The following is a 20,100-nucleotide window of genomic DNA, read 5'->3' on the forward strand; positions in this document are numbered from 1 at the left end:
GCTCACACCGGCCCGAACCGGTACCCGAACCCACGCACCGTCTGCACGTAGACGGGTGCGGCCGAGTCGTCCTCGATCTTCGCGCGTAACCGCTGCACGCAGGCGTCCACGAGACGCGAGTCGCCGAAGTACCCGTGCTCCCACACCGACTCCAGCAGCTGCTGGCGGCTGTGCACCCGGCCCGGCGTGCCGGAGAGCTCCAGCAGCAGGCGCAGCTCGGTCGGGGCGAGGCTGACCGGCACGCCGCGGTGGGAGATCACCAGCCCGGCCCGATCGATCGTCAGGTCCCCGTGCCGCTCCAGCTCCGCCTGGTCCCGGCCGATCCGCCGGAGCACCGCGCGAATGCGTGCCTCGAGCACTCTGGGCTGTACTGGCTTGACCACGTAGTCGTCGGCGCCCGCCTCCAACCCGGCCACCACGTCCATGTCGTCGCCGCGCGCGGTCAGCATGATGATCGGTAACTCGCCGGCGGCGCGGATGCGGCGGCAGACCTCGAACCCGTCCATGCCGGGCAGCATCAGATCGAGCACGACGACGTCGGGAAGGTCCGTGCGCAGCCGGTCCAGCCCCTGCTCGCCGGACTCCACCGCGCGCACCCGGTGCCCATGCCGGGTCAGGGCCAGCTCAAGGCCCTCTCGCACGGCCGGGTCATCCTCGATCAACAACACTCGCGACACGCCGCCGAGTATCACAGTACGCTCCGTAGCTCGCCCGCCAGTCGACCCCGTCCACTGTCGGCCGGCCGTGTCCCCGCCTCGTGCGCGCCGTGTCATGGTTGTGTCACGGTCGCGCCGACGGTTGGCGCCGTCGATGAACGGTGACATGCGGCGGACAACGCGCGCATATTCGGTGCCAATCGTAGTTGTCATGAGCGAACCACGCACCATCCCACCTCGGCCCCGAGACCGGCTGTTCGCCGCGGTCACGCTGGTGCTCGCCGTGCTCCTGCTGCCCGCGGCGCTCGTCCGGCATCCCGGCCGCGCCCGCGAACTGGCCTGCCACTGGGCGTTGCGGATGCGGTTCCCCGCCGAGGACCTCACCGGGCTCACCGACGGCGCCCTGGCGGCGTTCATCGCGGCGCGCACCGAGGCGCTCTGGCGCCACGGCCAGCTCATCGGCCTCACCTCCGGATACCGCGATCCCCTTGTCCAGCAACGGATGTTCGACGAGGAGGTGCGCCGCTCCGGCTCCCCTGCCTCGGCACGCATGCTCGTGTTACCACCGGCGGAATCCCCGCACGTCAAGGGCATCGCGCTGGACGTGCGCCCCCACGAAGGCGCGCGCTGGCTCGAGGAACACGGCGCCCGCTACCACCTCTACCGCATGTACGACAACGAGTGGTGGCATTTCGAGTACCGCCCGGACAGCGGCGGCACGCCACCACGACGACGACCCCACCCCGGCGTGCGCCACGTCGTCGAGAACGGGGACCAGATCTAACCATCCCGTGCTGCCGTGCCGAGCACCCGGCGGTGGCACGTCCACCCCTTCCTGTGCCACACTCACTGTTATAGAACTCTCTATAGAGTTATAGAACGATAGGAGCATGGCATGCGAGACGCGTTGCCCCGGCGGGAGCCGGTCCCGCTGGACGGGACGATGGGCGAGCCAGGAGCTCGGGGCCGATTCGGCGAGTACGGCGGACGGTACGCGCCGGAGTCCCTCGTGGAGGCGTGCCGCGAGGTGGACGAGGCGTTCCGGGAGGCCTGGGCGGATCCGGGGTTCCGCGGCGCCCTGGCGCGGCTGCTCGCCGTGAACGCCGGGCGGCCGACCCCGCTCACACCGGCCCACCGGCTGTCGGAGGCCCTGGGCGTGCAGCTGTACCTCAAGCGCGAGGATCTCACCCACACCGGATCCCACAAGATCAACAACGTGCTGGGCCAGGCCCTGCTGGCCACCCGGATGGGACGGCGCAGGCTGATCGCCGAGACGGGAGCGGGCCAGCACGGGGTGGCCACCGCGACCGCCGCCGCGCTGCTCGGGCTGGAGGCCACGGTGTTCATGGGCGAGCGCGACATCGAGCGGCAGGCGCTGAACGTCTTCCGGATGCGCATGCTGGGCGCCGAGGTGGTCCCGGTGACCACGGGCAGCCGCACCCTCAAGGACGCGACCAGCGAGGCCATGCGGCACTGGGTGGGCGCGACCGGCGACTCCCACTACTGCATCGGCTCCGTCGTCGGGCCGGACCCGTACCCATGGATGGTCAGGGAGTTCCAGCGGGTCATCGGCGACGAGGCCCGCGGGCAGTGCGCCGCCGAGCTGCGGACCGGCGTGCCGGACTACGTCGTCGCGTGCGTCGGCGGCGGCTCCAACGCGGCCGGCACGTTCGCCGGATTCGCCGACACCCCGGCGCGCCTGGTCGGCGTCGAGGCGGAGGGCGGCGCCGGAGCGGCCCGCGGCCGGCTCGGCGTCCTGCACGGCAGCCGCTCGCTGTTCCTGCAGGACGAGGACGGGCAGATCACCCAGGCGCACTCCATCGCCGCCGGGCTCGACTACCCGGGGGTCGGCCCGGAGCACGCCCACCTGCGCGACCTGGGCCGGGCCCGCTACGTCACGGTGACCGACGACGAGGCCATCGGCGCGGCGGTACGGCTGGCGCGTACCGAAGGCATCGTCCCGGCGCTCGAATCGGCGCACGCCCTCGCCTGGGTGATCCGCGCGGCGGGCGACGGCGACCTGCCCGCGGGATCGACGGTGCTGATGACGTTGTCCGGCCGGGGCGACAAGGACGCCTCAACCCTGAAGGAGCTGCTGTGACCAACCCCACGCCGGCCGCCGGCGCGGTCGAACGCCACCTGCGTGCCCGCCGGGACACCGGCCGCGGCCTGCTCATGCCGTACGTCACCGCGGGGATCACCCCCGGCTGGACGGAGTACCTGCGGGCGTTCGCCGCCGCCGGCGCGGACGCGATCGAGGTCGGCCTGCCCTTCTCCGACCCCACGCTGGACGGCGTCACCATCCAGCAGGCCAGCGAGACGGCACTGGCCCGGGGGGCGAGCACCCGCCGGATCCTCGCCGACCTGTCCGGCATGCCGGACGTGGGTGCGCCGCTGGTCGTCAGCACCTACTACAACCTGGTGCTGCACGACGGCCCCGAGGCGTTCTGCGCCGCGCTGCGCCGGGCCGGCGTCGGCGGCCTGATCGTGCCCGACCTGCCGGTCCACGAGGCGGACGAGCTGACGGACACGGCCGCCGCCGTCGGCATCGAGCTGGTCCTGCTGGCCTCGCCGGCGACGCCGCAGCCGCGGCTGGCGGAGATCTCGTGCCGCAGCCGCGGATTCGTCTACGCGGTGTCGCTCATGGGCACCACCGGTGAACGGACGGCCCTCGCCGCTTCGGCGGCGGAGCTCACCGAGCGGATCAGGAGCGCCACCGACCGGCCGGTCTTGCTAGGATTTGGCATCTCCACCCCGGACCAGGCACGCGAAGCCCGCCGGCACGCCGACGGCGTGGTGGTCGGCGCCGCGGTCATGCGGCGGGTGCTCGACGGGGCCGGGCCGGACGACCTGCGGGCCTTCCTCGCGACCCTGCGGCAAGCCCTCGACCAGGAGTGTGACCGACCACGATGACCCCCGACGCCGGGCACGAGGCGAGATACCGCGCCATCGCCGCCGACCTCGCCGCGAAGATCCGGTCGGGACACTACGCCCCCGGTGAGGCCCTGCCGCCGCAACGGGAGCTGAGCGCCTCCTACGGGGTGACCCTCATGACGCTGCGCCAGGCGTTGCGGGAGCTCAGCGACGAGAGGCTGATCGTGCAGCAGCCCGGCAGGGGCACCTTCGTCGCCCCGCCCCACCTGGCGTACCAGCTCGACTCGCTCCGCAGCCTGGTCGACGACCTGCGCAAACAGGGCCACGACGTGCGCACCTCGGTGACCGGGCGGGCGGTGCGCCGGGCCCCCGCCCGGATCGCCGCGGAGCTGCGGCTGCGCCCCGGCGACACCGCCCTGCGGCTGGAGCGGGTCCGCGAGTTCGCGGGACGTCCCGCCCTGCACCAGGTGTCCTGGGTCCGCCGGCCGGTGGCCGACCGGATCCACGACCGTGACTTCACCGCCGTCTCCCTCTACACGGCCCTCGCCGACGCGGGAGTGACGGTCGCCCGGGCGTCCGAGGTGGTCCGGCCCGGTCTGCTCGACCCCGACACCGCCCGCCACCTCCACGAGCCGGAGGGCAGCCCGGTGCTCGTCAGCACCCGGATCACCTACACGCTCGACGCCACGCCCGTGGTGTCCGACCATGCCACCATCCTCGGCAGCATGATGGAGATCCGCACCGAACGCGCCGCCACCGGCCTCTCCCTCACCTGGGGCGCCTCCAGCTGAGAACCTGGGTGCGGCCCATCCCACCACTCCTCCGCTCGACCCGCCTTCGAGTCCTCAACCGAGGAAGGGTGTGAGTCAGGCGTGGAGGGTGAGAGGGGCCGGCATCCCGTCCGTGAACAGTCGCGCGTCGACCTGGTCAAGGGCGACGCGCAACGCGCCGAGGGCGACGCTGTCCGCGCCGAGGTTGGACGCCCGGATCTCGGGGACGCGCAGGCAGAGGCGGCGCAGCTCCCGCTCGAGGGGATCGATGAGGAGGTCGGCGGAGCGGGAGTAGCCGCCGCCGAGGATGACGACCTGCGGGTCCAGGGTCAGCACGAGGGCCGCGGCGCCCACGGCCAGATCCTTGACATAGCGGCGGAGCGCCTTTCTGGCGTCGCTGTCGCCCTCGCGGGCGCGTTCGAAGACCCAGGCGGCCTTGTCGTTCGGATGGATGTCCTCGGGCACTCCGGGGCATCTCTCGATGTGGGACGGGGCGGAGAGCCAGCGAACCGCCTTGAGCGCGCCGATCTCGCCGGCCGCTCCCCCGTACCCGCGCCGCAGGGTGCCGTCGAGGATGAGACCGGCACCGGTCCGCATACCCGCCAGCAGGTAGACGATGTCGTCGGCGTCCTGCGCGGCGCCTTGCCAGCGTTCGGCGACGGCGGCGAGCTTGCAGTCGTTCTCGACCAGGATCGGGCAGGTGAACCGGGTCGTGAGGTGCTCGGCGGGGGAAACGCTCGCCCAGCCCGGCAGCGGGGTGAACAGCGTGGTACGGCCGTCGGCGTCGACCGGGCCGGTCACCCCGACCGTCACCGCCCAGATCTGGTCGGACCCCATCCCGGCGTCCGACAGGCATTGGGAGATGGCGGTGTCGACGGCCGCGAGCCGGGCTGCCGGGTCCGCGTCGGGCTCGACCGGCAGCCGGTGACTGTGCAGCACCTGTCCCTCGAGGTCGGCGAGCAGGACGAGTATCTTGTGGCCGCCGACGTCGACGCCGAGCACGTGCCCGGCGTCGGCGTTGAAGCGGTAGCGGCGGGCCGGACGGCCGACGCTGCTGCCGTCGGGTTCGACGACCTTCACCCATCCGTCGGTGACCAGCCCGCGAACCACGACGTCGGTTCCGGGCCGGGACAGGCCGGTGCGGGCGGCGAGTTCGGTGACGGTGGCGGGCGGCTGACCCCGCATCGCCCGGACGACGCTGAGCGAGTTGATCTCGCGGAGCCTGCTGACATCGACTCCGGCCACCTCGGACACCGCTACCCCCCGATTATGCTTAGCCAAAGTGAAATTTTAGCTGCTCGTCATGTGATCGGATACTGCTGCCCCGGGTTCAGCGCGGCGGTGAAGTCGACGGGACGGCCATCCATGGCGAAACTGTATCGATCTTCCTGCACGATCTCGGGCTGCTCGGCGAGGTAGGCGGTCATGCGTTCGAGCTCGTCGGAACTCAGCCAGGACGGCGGATCGGAGACGGCCTTGAATCCGCAGATCGCGGCCAGGTCCTGCAGCCAGCGCATCTGGGTCTCGGTGAGCAGGTTGAGCCGGCTGCGGAAGTAGACGGCATCAGGGTCGACCTGGACGAGACGGGACTGCCACAGCCGGTGCAGCGTGTTCACGACGGCGTTGCAGGCCATGGCATCCGAGGGGTCGTCGCTGGCGTAGTTGGTCCACAGCGGGGCGACGTCGGGGCCGCTGCGCAGCCCGTCGGCCAGCCCCAGCGAGGGCAGCAGCAGGGCGCCGCTGCCGAGCAGGTAGACCTCCGGGCCGGCGACGCGCCGGATCAGGGCGAGCGCGTCCCGGTATGCCTGCTCGCGAGGCGCCCCGGAGTGCCGGACGCCGGGGACGGCGCCGGCGTTGATGAAGTCGAGCTTGAGGTAGGTGAAACCCCATTCGTGCACGACCTTGTGGATCTGCTGGGTGAGGTGCTCCTGGACGCCGGGGTGGGTGAGGTCGAGGGCCCAGTAGGAGGCGCCCCAGTTGTGCCCGGCGACGACCGGTTGCCCGCCGGCGTCACGCAGCAGGAAGTCGGGATGCTCGCGTGCCGTCTCCGACGTGGGCAGCACGATGAACGGCGCCAGCCACAGGCCCGCTCTCATCCCGGCGGTGGTGATCCGCTCGGTCAGGGCGCGCATGCCGGAGGGGAACTTGTCGTTGGGCTCCCAGTCCCCGACGGCCGACTGCCAGCCGTCGTCGATCTGGACGACGTCGAACGGGAGGCCGGCCAGCGCGGAGATGTCCTTGTTCAGCGTCTCCTCGGTGATGCCTTCGTAGTAGGAGTACCAGGTGGACCACACGTTTCCGGCACGCCGTTCGCTGCTGCCGAGCCGTACGGCGAGCTGGTCGGCGTAGTGGGCGAAGACCTCCTGCTCGGGACCGTAGGCGAGGAACCAGGGGGCCCCGTCGTCCTCGCACCAGCCGGCGAGAGTGTCGAGGTCGGCTGCCAGGCGGGGGGTGCCCAGCCCGAGGGAGCCCAGCAGCAGCACCCGCCCGTCGTCGCCCTGCAGCGCGGCCACGGCCGAGGAGTGGTGGCGGGCCGGGTCGTCCCAGACCGTGTCGTCCGCGGTCAGGCGCCGCTGGGGGTTCGCGATCCGCAAGGGGGGCTCGCTGAGGCGACGCCACCCGCACGGGCTCCAGGAGTTCTGGCCGTGGCGGTAGAACAGGGCGTCGGCGAGGCCGTGCAGGATCGCGACCCGGCCAGGCGGCAGGACGAGACCGCCGGTGACGGGCGTCGGGGGCTCGGAACCGGTGAGTTCGACCGCGAAGTCACGGCCGGCCAGGTTGACGAGCAGGGGCATGGTTCTCCTTCGAGCAGCGGCGCCCGTCCGGCGGGAGGCTTGATGTGGCTCCCACCGGACGGGACAGAGGACGGAACAATCAGCCGAACAGGCCATTGACCTGCTGATTTGCCTTCTTCAGTGCCTCGGCGGGCTCGATCTGGCCGAGGATGACCGCCTGCAGGGCGTCCTGCACGATCTGGCTGATCTCGGTGCCGTGGTCGGTGATCGGCAGCAGGAACGTGCCGCCGGGAGTCTTGGTGTAGTCGACGTACACCTGCACGTCACGGCCCTTGGCCTGGTGGGCGGCCACAGCCTTCTCCGCCGAGGTCCTGATCGCGGGGAACACCACGGCGTCGCCGGCCACCACGTCCTGGCAGGCGGCCGAGCCGAGGTACTTCACCCACTTCCAGGCGGCGTCCTTGTCCTCGGTGCCCGCCCAGATCGCGTCCGACAGGCCGTTGATGGCGCTCTTACGGGACCCGACCGGCCCGACGGGCAGCGGCGCGAGCGCGAACTTCTGCTTGGCGCCGTCACCCATGTAGGTGTTGATGGTCCAGGAGCCCGCTATCGTGAGCGCGGCCCTGCCCGAGTTCATCACGGCGTCGATGCCGAGCGTGGACTGCTTGTCGAAGCGGGGCGCGTATCCCTTGTCGGTCATCTTCTTGTACCAGCTGATGGTCTCGATCAGCTTGGGGTCGTCGTACTTGAAGCGGGTGCCCCACGGGTTCCTGTCGAGGTAGGTCCAGCCGTTGGCGGCGGCCAGCTCGCCCCAGCCGTTCTGGCCCTGGGAGCCGTCGTTCCACTCCGGCTGGTATCCGTAGACCGCGACGTTGTCCTTGTCGAAGTCCGGGTCCAGGCCGTTGCGGCCCTTGTCGTCGACGGTGAGCTTGGCGATGAGGTGCTCGAAGGTGCCGCCGTCGGCCGGGTTCCAGGTGAGGTCGGCCAGCTCGTCGGGCTTGACACCGGCCTTGTCGAGCTGCTCGGTGTTGTAGACGACCGCCTCGGTGTCCCAGTCCTTGGGCAGCCCGTACCGCTTGCCGTCCTTGGTCCACAGGTCCGCGAGCCCGTCCTGGTACTGGCTCAGATCGACCTTGTCGGCGTCGACGTAGGGCTGGATGTCGAGGATCTGCCGGCTGGAGACGAACTGCGGGTAGTACGACACCTGGTTCGTCCACACGTCCGGGGCTTCGCCGGCCGCCAGCTGCGTGGTCAGGTTCTGCCAGTACTGCGCCCAGGCCGTCTGGGTGAGCTTGACGGTGATGTTCGGGTTCGCCTGATGGAAGGCATCGGCGCAGGCCTGGTAGGAGGCCAACTGGTTGTCGTCCCACAGCCAGTAGTCGAGCGTGACCTGACCGCCCGCGTCGCCGCCCGCCGGCTTGCCCGTCTCGGAACCGCCGCACGCGGTGAGCGTGGTGCCCGCCAGCAGCCCGCACAGCAGCGCTGCGGCAACCCGCTTCCTGTTGATCATCGAGGTGCCTCTTCCTGGGGGTGGGACCGAGGGCCCGAGAGAATTCCCTCTTGCCTTGTTGGCTCTCTCGAATAATGATGTGGCTCATCGAAAATTTGTCAAGGCCAGCTCATAAGTGCTTTGGCAATCGTCATGTGGAGGCTTCGATGGTCCACTCTGCGATCCGCCGGCCTGCCAGGATGGCGCTCGCCGCCCTCCTGGCCGCGGCCGTCACGGCGCTGCCCACCCCGAGCTCGGCCGCGGCTGGTCAACCGGGCTGGCGGAATCTGGCGGCGGCGCAGGCTCCGGACGCCAATCCGCTGGAGGGTTTCATCCCCTACGCCGGCGCCTATACGACGTTCCCGCACTCGATGGAGTGGTTCTACCTGCCGCTGAACGCGGTGATGACCGGCCCGGACCGATTCGACTGGCGGGCGCTGGAAGAGCAGCTGGACGCGATCGCCGCCCGGGGCCACCAGGCGGCTTTCCGCTTCTATCTGGACTATCCGGGCAAGCCCAGCGGCGTCCCGCAGTTCCTGCGCGACCAGGGTCTGCTGACCCGGCCGTACGACGACTTCGGCAACGACGGGCAGAGCGTGTCGCCTGACTACGACGACCCGAACCTGACCGCCGCGCTCGATCGGTTCATCGCCGCTCTCGGCCGTCGCTACGACGGAGATCCGCGGATCGGGTTCGTCCAGCTCGGCCTGCTGGGCTTCTGGGGTGAGTGGCACACCTGGCCGCACAACGGGGACCCGGGAACGGAGAACTGGTTCGCGTCCCAGGCCGAGCAACTTAGGGTGCTGAACGCCTACGACAAGGCCTTCGACCGGACCAGGCTCATGGTCCGCTACCCGGATGCCGATAACAAGGCGCACGACCTGGGCTATCACGACGACTCCTTCGCCTACTCCACCCTGCCGGGCCCCGGCTGGCACTTCATGGACCTGATGCGGCAGGCCGGCACCACCGACAAGTGGCGGACCAACACGGTCGCCGGCGAGCTGCGGCCCGAGCTGCAGGGCTGCCTGTTCGACGTTCCGATGGACTGTCCCGGTGACGGGGACAAAAACTTCGACACGAGCGTCGCCCAGACCCATGCGACCTGGCTGCTCAACCACCACGCTTTCAGCCCCGGATACACCGGCGCCGCCTACGACCAGGCGCTGAAGGGCGCGAAGTCGCTGGGCTACGAGTTGCGGGTCACCGCGGTGCGGGCCGAGCAGCGGCGCCGCGGCCTCGACGTCACCGTCCGGATCAGCAACGACGGCGTCGCCCCGTTCTCCTACGACTGGCCCGTTCAGCTGGCCGTGGCCGGCCGGGACGGACGGATCGCGCGGACCTGGACGACGTCCTGGAAGCTGACCGACGTCATGCCCGGCGAGCCGGTCGAGCTCGCCGCGGCCCTGCCGGTCGACGGGCTGCGGAAGGGCGAGTACACGCTGGTCCTGCGGGCCGCCAACCCGCTGCCGAACGGCATGCCGCTGCGCTTCGCCAACGCCGACCAGGACACGACCGTTCCCGGCTGGCTGACCCTCGGGCGCGTCCCGGTGCCCTGACGTCACCACGAAAGGGGTGCGGCTCCGGCCGCACCCCGCTTCGTCACTTCATGCCGGAGAAGTTCATCGACTGCACCAGCCGTTTGCCCAGGAAGACGAGCAGGACGAGCACCGGAATGATGGACAGGACCGATCCGGCCATGAGCCCGGTCCAGTCCGGCGCCCGGTTGGGCGACTGCTGGAGGAACACGCCCAGCCCCACGGTGAGTACCCGGGTGCTCTCGGCCTTTCCCACCAGCAACGGCCACAGATAGTCCTTCCAGCTCCACACGACCGTGGTCAGCCCGATGGTGATCAGTGGACCGCGGCTCATGGGAAGCACGATCTTCCAGAACATCCCCCACCGGCTGATGCCCTCCAGCGTCGCGGCCTCCTCCACGTCCCGGGGAATGGACAGGAAGAACTGGCGCAGGAAGAACACCGCGAACGGCGTCATCAGCAGGCTGGGCAGGACCAGTCCCGGGATGGTGCTCAGGATGTCCAGCTGCTTGACCAGGACGAAGTTCGGCAGGATCGTGAAGATCGGCGGCACCATCAGCGCGGCGATGATGACGCCGAACGCCAGGTCCCTGCCCGGGAAGCGCAGCCGGGCGAAGGCGTAACCCGCCATGGCGCAGCAGAAGGTCTGCACGACGGCGATCAGCCCGCTGTAGACGATCGAGTTCATCGTGTACCGCAGGAAATTGATCCGCGCTCCCGACCCGCCCGCGGCTCTGGCCTCCTCCGCGTCGACCAGGCCCAGCACCCGCGCGAAATTGATCAACGTGGGGTTGTCCGGCCACAGCCCGGTCGAGTCGCGGTAGAGGTCGGCAGCCGGAGTAAGGGCTGTGCGGGCCATCCAGTAGAAGGGGAAGACGGTGAGCACGACCGCGGCGAGGAGGGCGAGCCAGGCGGCCCTTTTGCTGATCTTCATTCCGGAGAACATCCGAAGGCTCCTTAGCCCAGGTCCGAACGCGACGCGCGCAGCATCCGCATCTGCATGGTCGTCAGCACGCCGAGGACGACCACGAGGACCATCGCCACGGCGGCGGCGTATCCCATGTCGAAGTAGGTGAACGCCCGCTGGTAGATGTAGTAGTAGATGACCCGGGTCTCGGGGATGGGCGGCTTGCCGCCGTACACGACCGCGACCGTGTCGAAGATCTGGAACGAGCCGATCAACGACACCACCAGCACCAGCGCCAGGATCGGCCGCAGGAGTGGCAACGTGATCGATCGGAACATACGCCACTCACCCGCGCCGTCGATCGCGGCGCCCTCGTACAGGTGTTGCGGTATCTGCAGCATCCCCGCGTAGAGCAGCAGCGCGGTGTAGCCCGTGTAGGTCCAGCTGTTGACCAGCGCCACCAGGGGCATCGCCCAGCTCGGCGAGTTGAAGGAGAGGGTCGTGTCGAGTCCGGTCAGGCCGATGAGGTGGTTGACGAACCCGAGCTCGGGATCCAGCAGCCACGCCCACAGCAGGCCGATCGTCACGTTCGGCACCAGCCATGGCACCAGCAGCGTCGCGCGCAGGACGACCGACTGGGTCAGCCGGTGCATCAGCGCCGCCAGTCCCAGCGCGACCAGCGTCTGCGAGACGATGTTCACGACCACGTAGTAGCCCGTGACCTTCAGCGCGTTCCAGAACTGCTCGTCGCCGACCAGTTTCTGGTAGTTGTCGGCGCCGACGTACGTCGGATCGTTCAGCAGGCTGTAGTCCGTGAACGAGTACCAGACGCCCCGGACCGTCGGGTAGGCGTAGAAGACCGCGAAACCGACGATCACCGGCAGCAGGAACAACCAGGCGACATGGCGATCGTCCCGCCGTCGCCCCGGTCGGCCGTGGCGGCCGAGAAGCCCTCGACGCTGGTCGGTCCCGGCGTCGAGTCGTGTCTCAACCGCGTGCATGGGCGCTCCTGTCGACAGCCGCTCGCCGGCGTTCCACGGTGCCGGTCGTCGGTAATAATGATGCGAGCTATCGATATTTTGTCAAGGGCTCATCATATCTGCGGTGGCCCGCGGCGACCCGTCCATGTCGTGATCCTCACCAACAGCCTGCGGGTCGCGGCGGAGCTGGAACAGCGCATGGTCAACGCCTCCGAGCGCCGGATCGTCCTGGCGGACTCCACGAAACCGGACCGGATCGGTCTGGCGCCGATCTGCGAGCTCCCCAGGTCAACCTCCTGATCACCGACGCCGCCGCGCCGGCACCGAGCAGGCCCTCATCGCAGCCGGCTACGACCGGCAAGACCTCCCGGGGCGACGGACTCTGTGATCAGGGTCCGTCGCCGTCCACGGGAGAGCCCGCTACCTGGGCGGGGTCAGCACTTGACCGTGAGCGTGGGGCCGGTCAGCGCGGTGCTGCCGACGGTCACCACGCGGAAGGTGTTCTTCTTCATGCTCTTGCACGTCGCGCGGACGTGGAAGGCACCCGTCTGATCGCTGCGCACGGTCCTGCCCGCCAGTCGCTGCCAGTGCGGGATGCCGATGATCTTCGTCTTCTTCTGCAGCTCCATCGTCCACCGGCCGGCCTTGCTGCCCTTGCAGTGGGCCCGGACAGTGCCGTACATGCGCCACTTGCCGCCCTCGTACCTCCCCCAGGGGCGCAGCAGTGTGAGGCAGCGCTTGGACGAGGTCGTCGCCACCGCCGTGCGCGCCTGGGTGGCCTGGGGCTGGGCGTAGCTCCAGTTCTGGGCCGCGGGGGCGGTCACGGCCGTCGTGGCCGGGGCCGTCTGCGCCGTCGCCGAGCCGGGTGCGATGAGCAGTGCGGACGCCGCGCCGGCGGCGCCCATGAGAGTGATGAGCCGCGTGCTGACCGAAGCCATGAGATCGTCCCTTTCTCCGTCGGTGTGCCTTGCGAGAAGGACGGTAGGCCCGCGGTTGTTGAGGATCCGTTGAGAATGTGTCAGGCGCCTTCCGTACGCCGGCGGCTGGGTCACCGATGCGAGTTCTGTCCGGTGCTCGACACACCGCCCCCGTCGTGGCGATCATCGTCCTGACGGCAACGGCCTGACCCCGAAGGGAATGACAGCCGATGAGCGTTCTCAAGGACCGGGTGGCACTGGTGACCGGCAGCTCCCGAGGGATCGGCGCAGCCATCGCGACCACCTTCGCCCGGGCCGGCGCCCGTGTCGTGTTGCACGGCCGGGACGAGGCCGCGCTCGCTGCGGTCCAGGCACGCATTGACGACCTCGGCGGGGAGGCCGCCAGCGTGACCGGAGACGTCACCGTCGCCGACGACCTCGCCCGCATCCGCGGGCAGATCCTCGACCGGTACGGCCCCGTCGACGTGCTGGTCGCCAACGCCGGCAGCTCGGACAGCCGCCCCACGCCCATCGAGGACATCACGGAGGAGAGCTGGCGGGCCGACATCGACCGGAACCTGACCGGCACCTTCCTGACCGTCAAGTGTTTCCTGCCGGACATGAAGCAGCGCCGGAGCGGCAACATCATCACCCTGTCCTCGGCGGCCGGGCGCAAGCCGAGCGAACGGACGATCGTCGCGTACGCCGCGGCGAAGGCCGGTGTGCAGATCTTCACCCAGGATCTGGCCGCCCAGGTGGGCCCGTACGGCATCCGCGCCAACTGCCTCGCCCCGGAGACGATCCTCACCGAGACGAACGAGCAGTGGATCCCGACCGACGTTCAGCGCACGCTGGCCGAGTCGCACCCGCTGCGGCGGCTCGGCACACCCGAAGACGTCGCACGGGCCGCGCTCTTCCTCGCATCCGACGACGCCGGCTGGATCACCGGCGTCATCGTCGACATCGCCGGTGGCGCGGTGCTGGCGTGACCCGTGAGCCAGGCACCGTTGTGTGCCATCGCCATGGTCACCGGGTACGCCGGGCGAGCAGGGCCAGCAGGCCGATCATGACGAGCCCGAGCGCGGCCAGCGACACGCGGTCGATGACGTTCTCGCCGTTGGCGATCAGCCCGAACACCGTGTGCGCCACGAGCGCCCCACCGGCCAGCGCGAGGCTGTGCCGGTCGCCCCACCCGCCGTGCGCCGTCCACCGGCGCAGCAGCACCCCTGCCACCACCGCCAGCAGCGCCGCCGCCACCATCGGGACCACCACCCAGCCCCCTTCGGTGAAGGCCGGATGCCGGGCGCCGCCGAAGGGGAACAGCAGCGCGAGATATCCGAACGCCACCACCCCGGCCAGGCACGCGACGACCGGCGGCGTCGGAACCGTCCTGGGCGCGGCGGCCGGCGGGCGGGGGACGAACCGCAGCGCGAGCACCGCGAGCACCGCGATCACCAGCACGAACGCCGCCAGCGCCGCCGGCGGCGCCTGGTAGCCGGGGTCGATGAAGGCCGTCGTCCACCGCAGCAGCAGAGCGCCCAGCACGAACACCACTCCCGCCACGACCAGCCCGGTCCGCCCCAGATACGGGCGATGACGAAGATCCGGGACGATGAGATCCACCAGCAGGATCGGCAGCGCCACGCTGAAGACCGCGTGGTAGGGGATGTTCAGCTCGGTGTAGGCGCTGTTGAGGCCGAGGATCCTGGGCGCCCAGCCGGCCACGCCGTAGATCGTCGGGCTGGTGAGCGCCTGCAGCGCCAGCCCTTCCTCCACGATCCCGTACGCCGCCCCGAGCAGCAGGATGGCGGGCCAGCCCCGGCCGGTACGGCGTACCAGCTCGCGGATCAGTACGGTGCCGGCGCCGTAGATCGGCGTCCACAGCAGCAGCAGCCACGCCTGGCGGAGGGGCGGATTGCCGAGCGTGAGCTCGGCGACGACCGGGGTGAGCCCGGCCAGCAGAAGCGCGGCCCACCGGCCGCGTGCTCGTGAGGTGACCATGCGCCCACGGTCTCCCGCGGCGGGCGCGGCGCGCTGCTGCCGCCAGGCCGCTCCGTGGCCCCTTCGGTCGCTTCCGGAGGGTGACTTTGGTTGCCATGGCGGGGCGGCGATGGTGACCTTGGTTGCTTACCAGGCGGAAGGCCGGCGGATACGATCTGCGGTTGTGTTCGCAGGACAGGGCCCGGGGACGGGCGGGCAGCCGGGTCCGGGGAGATCGCGGCGTGACTGGGCGGCCGGGGCCGGCGGCATCGTGCTCGCCATGGCCGGGGCCGGCGCGGTGGTCTGGGGGGATCTGGTCCCGGGGACGCCCGGCTGGTACCTGTGGGCCGACGTGGCCGGCGGGGCCCTGGCGTGCGCGGGGCTGTGGTGGTGCCGGCGGTGGCCGGTGGCCGCCTCGCTGGCCGTCATCGCGCTGTCCGTCCCGGCCGCGGCGGCGTCGGTGGCCGCGGGGATCGCCACGCTCGTCGCGGCGCTGTACCGGCGGCCGCCCGCGGCCGTCGCGGTGGGGATGGCGTGGGTGGCGGCGACACTGGTCAGGTTCGCCTGGCGGCCGCCCGGGCTGGCGCCGTACCCGGTGTGGGCGCTGGTCGGCGTACTGTTCGGCGGGGCGATCACCGGCTGGGGCATCCTGGCCAGGACCCGGCGGGAGCTGCTGGCGTCACTGGCGGAACGGGCCCGCCGCGCCGAGGCCGACCAGCGGCTGCGCGCGGAGGAGGCCCGCCGCGCCGAACGCCTCGGCATCGCCCGCGAGATGCACGACGTGCTCGCCCACCGGCTGTCGTTGCTGGCGGTGCACGCCGGAGCGCTGGAGTTCAACGCCGCCGCCAGGCCGGACGAGGTCGCCGAGGCGGCCGGGGTGATCCGGACCAGCGCCCACCACGCCCTGCAGGAGCTGCGCGCGGTCATCTCCGTGCTGCGCCGGAGCCCGTCGGCCGAGCTTCCGCTGACCGGGCTCGCGCCGCTGGTGGAGGAGTCGCGGCGGGCCGGGATGCGCATCGAGCTGCACGAGCACGACGTACGCTTCGCCGATCTGCCGGAGACGATCCGGCGCACCGCGTACCGCGTCGTACAGGAGGGGATGACCAACGCGCGCAAGCACGCGCCCGGCCGGCCCGTCACCGTCGAGGTCTCCGGCGCGGCCGGCGGCGAGCTGACGGTCGAGGTGCGCAACCCGCTGCCCGCCGGGCGGCAGGCGGCGGGGCTGGCCACGACCGGGGCCGGAGCCGGGCTGGCCGGGCTGGAGGAACGGGTCTCGCTGGCGGGCGGGCGCCTGGAGCGCGAACACACCGATGGGGGCGGGTTCCGGCTGGCGGCGCGGCTACCATGGCCACGTGAGCGGCCCCATGAGTGAGCCGGTGAGCGGGTCCGCGGATGCGCCCGTGGGTGAGGGTGCGGGTGCGCCCGCCAGCGGGACCGGGAGTGCGTCCGGCGCGATCCGGGTGCTCATCGTCGACGACGACGCGCTCGTCCGCGCGGGGCTGACGTTGATGCTCAGGGGGGCGCCCGCCCTCCAGGTGGTGGGCGCGGTGGCCGACGGCGCGCAGGTCCAGGCCGCGGTCGGCGAGCACTCCCCCGACGTGGTGCTGATGGACATCCGGATGGCCGGCGTCGACGGCATCGACGCGACCCGCAGGCTGCGCGCGCGCCGGGACGCGCCGGAGGTCATCATCCTGACCACGTTCGACGCCGACGAGCACGTGTTCCGGGCGCTGCGCGCGGGTGCCAGCGGGTTCCTGCTGAAGGACACGCCGCCCGAGGGGATCGTCGAGGCGATCCGGCGCGTCGCGGCCGGCGAGCCCAGCCTGTCGCCGAGCGTCACCCGGCGGCTGATCGCCCACCTGCTGCCGGAGGAGGACGACCGGCGGCGGGCCGACGCCCGGCGGGTGCTGTCGGCACTCAGCGACCGTGAGCGGGAGGTGGCGCTCGCGGTCGGGCAGGGCAAGGCCAACGCCGTCATCGCCGGCGAGCTGCACATGAGCGTGGGCACGGTCAAGGGCTATATCTCCCGCATCCTCACCAAGGCGGGCCTGGACAACCGGGTCCAACTGGCCCTGGTCGTCCACGACGCCTCCTGAGGCCGAGGAGTCCCGAAGCCGGGTGTGGCGGGAGAGGCGGGCCGCGTCCGCCGCCGTCGGAGGAAGAACCCGGATGGAGCCTGCCGGTCCCCGCCAGGACCTGACGACCGGCCGGACCCGCCTCGGTCAGACGGCCGCGCCCGGGCCCGGCAGCGGGTCGACGTCGCCGGCGTGCATCGGCTCGCCGCAGTGGGCGCAGCGCAGGTCGACATGGCTGATCTCCCCGCACGCATGATGGCGGTAGAGCACCGGCGGGCCGGCCTCACCCGACAGCCACCGGTCTCCCCAGCGGGTCATGACCATGAGCAGGTCGACCAGCTCGGCACCCTTGGCAGTCAGGTGGTATTCGTGACGCGGCCGATTGTCGTAGGGACGGCGTTCGAGCACGCCCTGGTCGACGAGGTGGTTGAGCCGCTCGGTCAGCACCTTGCGGGAGATCCCGAGGTCGGCCTGGAGCTCGTCGAACCGGCTCACCCCCACCCACACATCACGCAGGATCAGCGGCGACCAGGGCTCCCCGATCACGTCGAGGGTGCGCGCGATGGAGCAGGCCATCTCCCCGAACTTCGTGCGTTGCATGGGATCAGTCTAGCAAGCGGGGTTCCCTCAAGGAACTTGGGGTGTTACGGTAATGGAGTCTCTTCAAGGAACCCAAAAAGGAGTCGCCACGATGAGCAAGGTCTTCAGCGCGCACGCGGTGTCGGTCGACGGATACATCACCGGGCGCGACCCGGGCGCCGGGCGCGGGCTCGGCGACGCGCCGATGCTGTTCGACTGGTACTTCGCCGGCGACACGCCCAGTCAGGTGTTCGACGGGTTCAGGCTCAGCGCGCCCAGTGCCCGGGTCTTCGACACCCACGCCGGACGCGTGGGCGCGGTCGTGGCAGGACGCAACACCTACGAGGACTCCGACCATTTCGGCGGCGGCAGCCCGCACCCGACGGCCCCGCTGTTCGTCCTCAGCCACCGGCCCGCGCCCCAGATCAGCCAGTCGCAGACGCTCGTCACCACCGGCATCGAGGACGCGGTCGCGGCGGCACGCGCGGCCGCCGGGGGCAAGGACGTCGGCCTGATGGGCGGCGGCGTGCTGGCCTCCGCGCTGGCGGCGGACCTCGTCGATGAGGTGATCCTGCACCAGGTGCCCGTCCTGCTGGGCGGCGGTCGCAGCTACTTCCGGGACCTCCCGAAGCACGTGCACCTCCGCCTGCTGGAGGTCGTCCCGGCCCCTGGTGTCACCCACCTCCGCTACGAGGTGGCCCGATGATCCTCGTACCGGAGGGCTGGGCATGATCGGCGCCCACACCCCCCCGGACCGTCCTGGTCGCCGTGGAATCCCCCGACATCACCCGGCTCACCCACGACACCGGCTTCGCGCCGGCCTTCGACATCGCCAAGACGGTCGCCGACCACGTCGCGTGGCGCGCCGAGAACCCCCGCTGAAGGAGTCCACCCATGCTTCACCCCGACGTGCGCCGTGTACTCGATGGCGCTTCGATCGCGCACCTCGCCACCGTCCTCCCGGACGGCTCGCCGCACTCCACTCCCGTCTACGTCGGCACCCACGGCGACCGGATCGTCTTCTTCACCGGCCCGGGCATGCGCAAAGCGCGCAACCTGCGCCGCGACCCCCGGATGGCGCTGTCCATCGCGCCCGTCGACAACCCCTTCGAGCCCGTGGTCGTCCGCGGTAAGGCCGTCGAATGGATCGAGGGCGACGCGGCCTGGGAGATCATCGACCGGCTGGCCACGAAGTACACCGGTACGCCCTATCCCCGAGGACAAGAGCGCATCGTGGTCGTGATCGAGCCCGAGCGGCAGACCGTCGGTGTCGGCTGAGCAGCTCAGCATGGACGCGTCGCCGATTGAAGGTTCATCGCGATACGAGCGGCATTTTCCGCGAAAAGTCTCCACCGAAGGTTCAACGATACCGTTGAAGGCATGGACATCAAGGACACGGCGCTTCCGCTCGATGGCGCGGGCGTCTCGGCGTTCCTCCGCTCGCTGCCCGCCAAGCCCCTGCTGCTCGGCCTGGGCGAGGCCAGGCACTTCGTGGACGAGCTGGGCGAGCTGCGCAACGGCATCTTCCGGCATCTGGTCGAGCACGAGGGCTACCGGTCGTTCGCGATCGAGAGCGACTGCCTCATGGGGCTCGTGGTGGACGACTACGTCACGACGGGCGCCGGCACGCTCGACGACGCCATGGAACGCGGCTTCAGCCACGGCTTCGGCGCCTCGCCGGCCAATCGCGACCTCGTACGCTGGATGCGCGCGTACAACGAGGAGCATGACGAAAAGCTCCGGTTCTTCGGGTTCGACGGCCCTCTGGAGTACTGGGCGGCCAGTCCGCGCCAGGCGCTCACCGCCCTCCACGCCCTCCTCGACGGCCCACTCCCCCACACTGTGGTGACCAGGGAAACGCTCGACACGCTGCTGGGCCCGGACGACCGGTGGGAGAACGAGGCCACGGCCGTGGATCCGTCCCGGTCGATCGGCCAGTCCGCCGACGCCCAGCGGCTACGGGTGATCGCCGACGACCTGGTGGCGCTGCTCGAGACGCAGGCGCCGCAGCTGAGCGCGGAGGACAGGGAGCGGGCGGCACTGTACGGGCGCACCGCCACCGGCCTGCTCCGCTACCACTACTGGATGGCAGACGCGTCCCCGGAGCGGTGGACCCGGCTGTCGGCCCTGCGGGACGCGATGATGGCCGCCAACCTGCGTGCCGTCGCCGAGCACGGCCCGGCCCTGGTCTTCTCCGCCAACCTCCACCTGCAGCGGAACAAGAGCCTCATGTCCTTCGGCGACCAGGCTCTGGAGTGGTGGAGCGCGGGGGCGATCACCGGGGCGCACCTGGGTGACCGGTACGTCTTCCTGGCCTCCGCCTTCGGCACGGCCGGCGACGACATCCCGCCCCCGGACACCATCGAGGGCATCCTGTCCACGCTCCCGTGGGACCACTCTCTCGTCGACGCCCGCCGCCTGGCCGAAGCCCTCACGACGCCCGCCGTCCCCCGTGTCTCCCGCGATTTCGCCTATTTCCCGCTGGACCCGGCCCAGCTTGACCTGATCGACGGCGTCGTCTTCCTCAAGCAGGCGGTCAGGCTGGGGCGGCTGGGTTGACAGGCACGGCTTGAGCTGGGGTTGATCATCTCTTGCAAGGA

The 20,100-nt window shown here is 70.8% G+C and carries 21 protein-coding genes; 12 read left to right on the forward strand and 9 right to left on the reverse strand.

Annotated features, from left to right (window positions below):
• Nucleotides 1-2 precede the first annotated feature (2 nt).
• Nucleotides 3-677 carry a response regulator transcription factor gene (locus tag ABZS51_RS05315; RefSeq protein WP_355436618.1) on the reverse strand — a complete coding sequence of 225 codons (675 nt, stop codon included), beginning with the start codon at nt 675-677 and terminating at the stop codon, nt 3-5.
• A gap of 190 nt (nt 678-867) precedes the next feature.
• Here ABZS51_RS05315 and vanY-N point away from each other — a divergent pair, with 190 nt between their 5' ends.
• The 4 genes from vanY-N to ABZS51_RS05335 all read left to right on the forward strand — a co-directional run bounded on the left by vanY-N (nt 868) and on the right by ABZS51_RS05335 (nt 4,321).
• Complete coding sequence (vanY-N, locus tag ABZS51_RS05320) at nt 868-1,440, forward strand: D,D-peptidase/D,D-carboxypeptidase VanY-N (RefSeq protein WP_355436621.1); 573 nt, start codon at nt 868-870, stop codon at nt 1,438-1,440.
• 111 nt (nt 1,441-1,551) lie between these two features.
• Entirely contained in the window at nt 1,552-2,757 is a 1,206-nt protein-coding gene (trpB, locus tag ABZS51_RS05325) for a tryptophan synthase subunit beta (protein ID WP_355436624.1), read from the forward strand.
• Complete coding sequence (gene trpA / locus ABZS51_RS05330) at nt 2,754-3,569, forward strand: tryptophan synthase subunit alpha (protein WP_355436627.1); 816 nt, start codon at nt 2,754-2,756, stop codon at nt 3,567-3,569. The genes trpB and trpA overlap by 4 nt, the downstream gene beginning before the upstream one ends.
• Nucleotides 3,566-4,321 (forward strand): GntR family transcriptional regulator, encoded by a 756-nt coding sequence (locus ABZS51_RS05335; RefSeq protein WP_355436630.1) that lies wholly within the window; start codon nt 3,566-3,568, stop codon nt 4,319-4,321. Before trpA ends, ABZS51_RS05335 begins: the two co-directional genes overlap by 4 nt.
• A gap of 75 nt (nt 4,322-4,396) precedes the next feature.
• Here the strand turns inward: ABZS51_RS05335 and ABZS51_RS05340 are convergent, their stop codons facing one another.
• The 3 genes from ABZS51_RS05340 to ABZS51_RS05350 form a co-directional block, all read right to left on the reverse strand.
• A complete protein-coding gene (locus ABZS51_RS05340) occupies nt 4,397-5,545 on the reverse strand; it encodes an ROK family transcriptional regulator (protein ID WP_355436633.1) in 1,149 nt (382 codons plus the stop codon).
• A 56-nt stretch (nt 5,546-5,601) separates the two neighbouring features.
• The gene (locus tag ABZS51_RS05345; protein WP_355436636.1) at nt 5,602-7,095 is read right to left on the reverse strand and encodes a glycoside hydrolase family 36 protein; all 1,494 of its coding nucleotides are present in this window, start codon (nt 7,093-7,095) and stop codon (nt 5,602-5,604) included.
• Nucleotides 7,096-7,174: 79 nt separating this feature from the next.
• Nucleotides 7,175-8,545 (reverse strand): sugar ABC transporter substrate-binding protein, encoded by a 1,371-nt coding sequence (locus tag ABZS51_RS05350; protein ID WP_355436639.1) that lies wholly within the window; start codon nt 8,543-8,545, stop codon nt 7,175-7,177.
• A gap of 146 nt (nt 8,546-8,691) precedes the next feature.
• Between ABZS51_RS05350 and ABZS51_RS05355 the strand changes: the two genes are divergently transcribed.
• On the forward strand, nt 8,692-10,083 hold the full coding sequence (locus ABZS51_RS05355) for a DUF4832 domain-containing protein (RefSeq protein WP_355436642.1): 1,392 nt from the start codon (nt 8,692-8,694) through the stop codon (nt 10,081-10,083).
• Nucleotides 10,084-10,126: 43 nt separating this feature from the next.
• Here the strand turns inward: ABZS51_RS05355 and ABZS51_RS05360 are convergent, their stop codons facing one another.
• Complete coding sequence (locus ABZS51_RS05360; RefSeq protein ID WP_355436645.1) at nt 10,127-11,008, reverse strand: carbohydrate ABC transporter permease; 882 nt, start codon at nt 11,006-11,008, stop codon at nt 10,127-10,129.
• Nucleotides 11,009-11,019: 11 nt separating this feature from the next.
• Nucleotides 11,020-11,970 carry a sugar ABC transporter permease gene (locus ABZS51_RS05365; RefSeq protein WP_355436648.1) on the reverse strand — a complete coding sequence of 317 codons (951 nt, stop codon included), beginning with the start codon at nt 11,968-11,970 and terminating at the stop codon, nt 11,020-11,022.
• A gap of 129 nt (nt 11,971-12,099) precedes the next feature.
• Here ABZS51_RS05365 and ABZS51_RS05370 point away from each other — a divergent pair, with 129 nt between their 5' ends.
• Nucleotides 12,100-12,249 carry a hypothetical protein gene (locus tag ABZS51_RS05370; RefSeq protein WP_355436651.1) on the forward strand — a complete coding sequence of 50 codons (150 nt, stop codon included), beginning with the start codon at nt 12,100-12,102 and terminating at the stop codon, nt 12,247-12,249.
• Between the two features lie 134 nt (nt 12,250-12,383).
• On the opposite strand, the gene ABZS51_RS05375 is transcribed toward ABZS51_RS05370, so the two are convergent.
• Nucleotides 12,384-12,887, reverse strand: a complete 504-nt coding sequence (locus ABZS51_RS05375) for a hypothetical protein (RefSeq protein WP_355436654.1) — start codon at nt 12,885-12,887, stop codon at nt 12,384-12,386.
• Between the two features lie 209 nt (nt 12,888-13,096).
• Between ABZS51_RS05375 and ABZS51_RS05380 the strand changes: the two genes are divergently transcribed.
• A complete protein-coding gene (locus tag ABZS51_RS05380) occupies nt 13,097-13,855 on the forward strand; it encodes an SDR family NAD(P)-dependent oxidoreductase (RefSeq protein ID WP_355436657.1) in 759 nt (252 codons plus the stop codon).
• A gap of 37 nt (nt 13,856-13,892) precedes the next feature.
• Here the strand turns inward: ABZS51_RS05380 and ABZS51_RS05385 are convergent, their stop codons facing one another.
• The gene (locus ABZS51_RS05385) at nt 13,893-14,867 is read right to left on the reverse strand and encodes a hypothetical protein (RefSeq protein ID WP_355436660.1); all 975 of its coding nucleotides are present in this window, start codon (nt 14,865-14,867) and stop codon (nt 13,893-13,895) included.
• 163 nt (nt 14,868-15,030) lie between these two features.
• Here ABZS51_RS05385 and ABZS51_RS05390 point away from each other — a divergent pair, with 163 nt between their 5' ends.
• Nucleotides 15,031-16,218 carry a histidine kinase gene (locus ABZS51_RS05390; protein WP_355436662.1) on the forward strand — a complete coding sequence of 396 codons (1,188 nt, stop codon included), beginning with the start codon at nt 15,031-15,033 and terminating at the stop codon, nt 16,216-16,218.
• Nucleotides 16,199-16,942, forward strand: coding sequence for a response regulator transcription factor (locus tag ABZS51_RS05395; RefSeq protein ID WP_355436665.1), 744 nt, complete (start codon nt 16,199-16,201; stop codon nt 16,940-16,942). The genes ABZS51_RS05390 and ABZS51_RS05395 overlap by 20 nt, the downstream gene beginning before the upstream one ends.
• A gap of 126 nt (nt 16,943-17,068) precedes the next feature.
• Here ABZS51_RS05395 and ABZS51_RS05400 read toward each other — a convergent pair whose 3' ends face one another.
• Nucleotides 17,069-17,521, reverse strand: coding sequence for a helix-turn-helix domain-containing protein (locus tag ABZS51_RS05400; RefSeq protein ID WP_355436668.1), 453 nt, complete (start codon nt 17,519-17,521; stop codon nt 17,069-17,071).
• A gap of 91 nt (nt 17,522-17,612) precedes the next feature.
• Here ABZS51_RS05400 and ABZS51_RS05405 point away from each other — a divergent pair, with 91 nt between their 5' ends.
• From ABZS51_RS05405 to ABZS51_RS05415, 3 genes are all read left to right on the forward strand, one after another.
• Complete coding sequence (locus ABZS51_RS05405; RefSeq protein ID WP_355436671.1) at nt 17,613-18,206, forward strand: dihydrofolate reductase family protein; 594 nt, start codon at nt 17,613-17,615, stop codon at nt 18,204-18,206.
• A gap of 188 nt (nt 18,207-18,394) precedes the next feature.
• Nucleotides 18,395-18,778 carry a PPOX class F420-dependent oxidoreductase gene (locus tag ABZS51_RS05410; RefSeq protein WP_355436674.1) on the forward strand — a complete coding sequence of 128 codons (384 nt, stop codon included), beginning with the start codon at nt 18,395-18,397 and terminating at the stop codon, nt 18,776-18,778.
• Nucleotides 18,779-18,880: 102 nt separating this feature from the next.
• Nucleotides 18,881-20,059, forward strand: coding sequence for an erythromycin esterase family protein (locus ABZS51_RS05415; protein WP_355436678.1), 1,179 nt, complete (start codon nt 18,881-18,883; stop codon nt 20,057-20,059).
• The last annotated feature ends 41 nt before the right edge of the window (nt 20,060-20,100 follow it).

The organism is Nonomuraea sp. NPDC005501, from assembly GCF_040605905.1.
Lineage (GTDB): Bacteria > Actinomycetota > Actinomycetes > Streptosporangiales > Streptosporangiaceae > Nonomuraea.